Below are 3,424 nucleotides of genomic sequence, written 5' to 3' on the forward strand. Positions count from 1 at the left end.
GTGTACCCTCCGGTGGTCTCGTCCCGTCAGGTGGAACGGGTGTACCCTCCGGTGGTCTCGTCCCATCGGGAGCTTCGATTAAACAAAACTCGAAATTGTAAGAACCACTAAGCGTCCCATCACTACAGTCACGCTGCTCACTCTGGCAACTCTCTCCAAAGAGTACTGTTTCACTCAGGTAAGCCGTCAAACTACTGCCGTGAGCAACATTCTTCTCACCAAAAGAACACCTTGACGGGGGTGTTACCTGACAGCTAGCATAGGAATTGACTCCATTGAGCACTCCTTCACTGCAGATCCTTGTCTCAGCACTGCATTCACTGCCAAAAGGTACAGCTTCGCTGAGATAGCCAACCACACTCATTCCAATGAGCACCTTGCGTCCAGAAAAGTCACATGCGGAAGCCAGACTTGCAGCTCCCTGGCTTACTCCAGAGTCTACCTCAGCTTTTATCTCTGCAAAGTCGAACTTTGCATCATCCCCGCGCAAACCATCAAGTCCTGTCATCAGACTGGCCTGCACCTGCTGCTGGAAATCTTTCCGGGTATTCTCATCCTTAACTGTCAACTTGGCTAAACCTTCAGTCGCACTTTGGGCTACTATGCTAACAGCGGATCCTAAGTTGATGCCATAGTCCTTGGCAGCCAGGCTCCCGGCCCCTCTAATTGCACCTTCAGTTAGCTTCTTGACTGAATTCCCAACTACTATATCCGGTAATTGATCTAGACTTTCCATCCCCTTTTTGATTACTTGCTCGACCTTGGAATTCAACTCTTTAGAGTCCACCTTCGCTTTGTTCAGATTAGAAACTACGGCACTGAGTACCTTGCCGACACTTTCATCAAGAGCGAGGCTCTGATCCCTATCTGCTAAATTACCAGCTCCCTGAATCCCACCTTGGGCAATCTGCTCTACACTGTCACCCAACTCTGTCTGCTCTAGTGCCCCCAAACTTTCCATACCTTTGCTAATCACTTGCTCAACTTTGGTGCTCGACTCCGAAGAACTTACATTGGCCTTGTCTAGATTGCCAACCACTGCACTGACTACCTTGCCAATGCTCTCACCTAGGATAATGTTATTATCTTTAGCTGCCAAGGCACCGACTCCGCCAATCGCGTGCTCAGTGATCTGCTCCACTGAGCCTTCCTGGACAGCCACTGGTAGCTTCTCCAAGCTCTGCATGCTCTTACCAACCACCTTGTCAACTGCGCTGCTGACCTCCGTGTTCTCTATTTTGGCTTTATCTAGGTTAGTGACCACCGCACGGACAACTTTACCAACTCCAGTTCCCAGGGATGCAACGGGTAGCTTGGTTTTCTCTAGACTGCTGACTGCCTTCTCAACGAGCAACTCCAGAAGGGAATGCAACTCTGTAAAACTGCGGGTAGAACTCCGCAGTTGGCGTGTGGTAGTAGGCTCTGTTGCCAACAGGCCCATGATGCTGATGATACTTTGCTCAATAAGGCTGTTGATCAACTCAGCCTCTGTAAGCGAGAGGGTGCCGATGCCTTCCATTGTTCCTTCGAGCAGGCTGGGTAGAACCTCGTTAGCATTGCCATTTTCCAAAAACCCATCATCTTTGAGTTGTTGGTTGGCTGAAGCACTTATCTGGCTGGCCTGCTTGTCAGTGATATCTTCCAAAGCAGCCAAGTCGCTTTGTAGGGTGGATATTGCCTGACTGGCGAGAGCAGAATTACTTTCAGGATTATTAGTGGAACCACCACCACCACCACCACAACTCGCCAGCAGAGAAATTGTCAATAACAGTAAGGGCCATTTGATGAAACGCATGGATTATCTCAGCTTCGGATTGGATCCCAAATGGAGTCAGTTGGGGTAGGATCGGTAAGGATCTGCCTCGCCTGGTGGAGAGTGTTTCGAATAAAGAAAATTACCTCAAAGTGATAAATTTGGTTTGACAAAAAGGTTAAATACAAACTCTAACCTATGCTATGAATTTTTCAATCTCAAAAAAAGTTTACAAAAAGTGTCAATTTTTTCATTTCAGCGAATTAAGACTGCAACTTAAAACTCACTGAAAAAATAAAGAGTGGTTATCCCCATAACTTCATTAAAATGCTGGCAATTTTTAACATTTCGGCAGCATTGATCCGCATCAAAAAGTTGGCTAGGCTGCGTGCATTAATATCACCAGTAACTTTGGTCTGCCGTCCAAAAACTATTATGAAGTTATTTCCAGATTCACTACCAACGGCATGATCGTCCTGCTGATTCGCTGTAGGCTATGGAGAAACTTAATGTGGTTTTTTCATATAAACTCATGTTGATCATGGGTTACACTCTGCCGTTTCATCCACTTATCAAGATCAACCTGATGGTAGCGAATCAGCTTGTTGTTAAGCTTAGCGTAGGTGGGCCCTTTGTGATTAAAGCGCCAACATTGGAGAGTCTTCTTCAAAATGCAGAGGTACTCAGCAGCTTTTGATTCTTTGAGGAATGCAGAAGTGGATTGGGGTGCCATTGGCATCTCCTGAGTTGAGTTGATCATCGCAGGCCATGTGTATCCTGCACTGGTGATCAACATAACTAAGGAATGGAGGATTGTAAGCACATTTACATTCTAGGGCGCATAAATTCGAAGGCACCAACTTGACTAAGTGTACCAGCAATCCGCAATGCTAATACTCCCAAATCGTGTAACAGACTTACTGAATCTAGTCCTTTTTAAGTTCAGGTTTGAGTAAAGGTGCCAAAAGAATCGGCGTTGGAGCTTAGGGGTTGTTTAGCTTAGGGATGAGCAGTTTCAAAGAAACTTCCAACATCGTTTTTGATTTGCTCTAGCAAAGCGTTTTACGATGGAGCCTGGCCAGATAATGCCTGAGTCGGCAGTTCAGTGATTCGATTTGTGTGGTGAAGGTCTTTCCCGCGTAATGCTTGGCCTGTGGAATGAAATTCTCGTAGGCCTTCAGCAAGTCTGTGCCATAGCCCATCATTGGCAGGTGCTTGATCTGCTCCCAGAGAACCTTACCGGTTTTGATCGTTCTTCTTCCACAGACAAAGCCGAGGACCTTGCCAAAGATGGAGTCTACCGCTAGCCAGAGCCAACATAGGGACTTTTTTTAGCGATCAAAGTGCGGAGTTCATCGATTTCGATGAAGGAGCAGGCTTCGGTCTGTGGTGGGCTTGCTGGGAGTGCTTGGGCAGCTTGCACCAACCAGCGAGAGAGAGTCTTGTGATGGATGTCGAGAACCTGGCCGATAGCTCGCCTCCCCATCCCTTCTAGATAGAGCTGACAGGGCTGTTCTTTGAGGGCTGGATCTTTGCCACGTTGTAGCGTCTGAAAGATCCGTCGGCAGGCTTGGCAACGGTAGCGTTGAACACCACGGCTGGTGCCATAGCGAATAGAGTCAGGATGAGCACAGTGAGGACATTACATCGTTAGATTTCCAAATTTCGGAG

4 protein-coding genes are annotated in these 3,424 nt (G+C 47.3%); 1 reads left to right on the forward strand and 3 read right to left on the reverse strand.

Translation table 11 applies throughout. The annotated features are described in order from the left end of the window. Together P8O70_00065 and P8O70_00070 are read right to left on the reverse strand one after the other, a co-directional pair. A partial coding sequence (locus P8O70_00065; GenBank protein ID MDG2195281.1) for a hypothetical protein occupies positions 1-1,795 on the reverse strand: 1,795 nt, incomplete at its 3' end. Positions 1,796-2,273: 478 nt separating this feature from the next. After that, a complete protein-coding gene (locus P8O70_00070; GenBank protein MDG2195282.1) occupies positions 2,274-2,486 on the reverse strand; it encodes a helix-turn-helix domain-containing protein in 213 nt (70 codons plus the stop codon). A gap of 409 nt (positions 2,487-2,895) precedes the next feature. Here P8O70_00070 and P8O70_00075 point away from each other — a divergent pair, with 409 nt between their 5' ends. After that, positions 2,896-3,060, forward strand: a complete 165-nt coding sequence (locus tag P8O70_00075; protein ID MDG2195283.1) for a hypothetical protein — start codon at positions 2,896-2,898, stop codon at positions 3,058-3,060. On the opposite strand, the gene P8O70_00080 is transcribed toward P8O70_00075, so the two are convergent. Continuing rightward, entirely contained in the window at positions 3,057-3,239 is a 183-nt protein-coding gene (locus tag P8O70_00080; protein MDG2195284.1) for a hypothetical protein, read from the reverse strand. The two genes, P8O70_00075 and P8O70_00080, sit on opposite strands and share 4 nt — an antisense overlap. Positions 3,240-3,424 lie beyond the last annotated feature (185 nt).

It is taken from the genome of SAR324 cluster bacterium (assembly GCA_029245725.1).
Lineage (GTDB): Bacteria > SAR324 > SAR324 > SAR324 > NAC60-12 > JCVI-SCAAA005.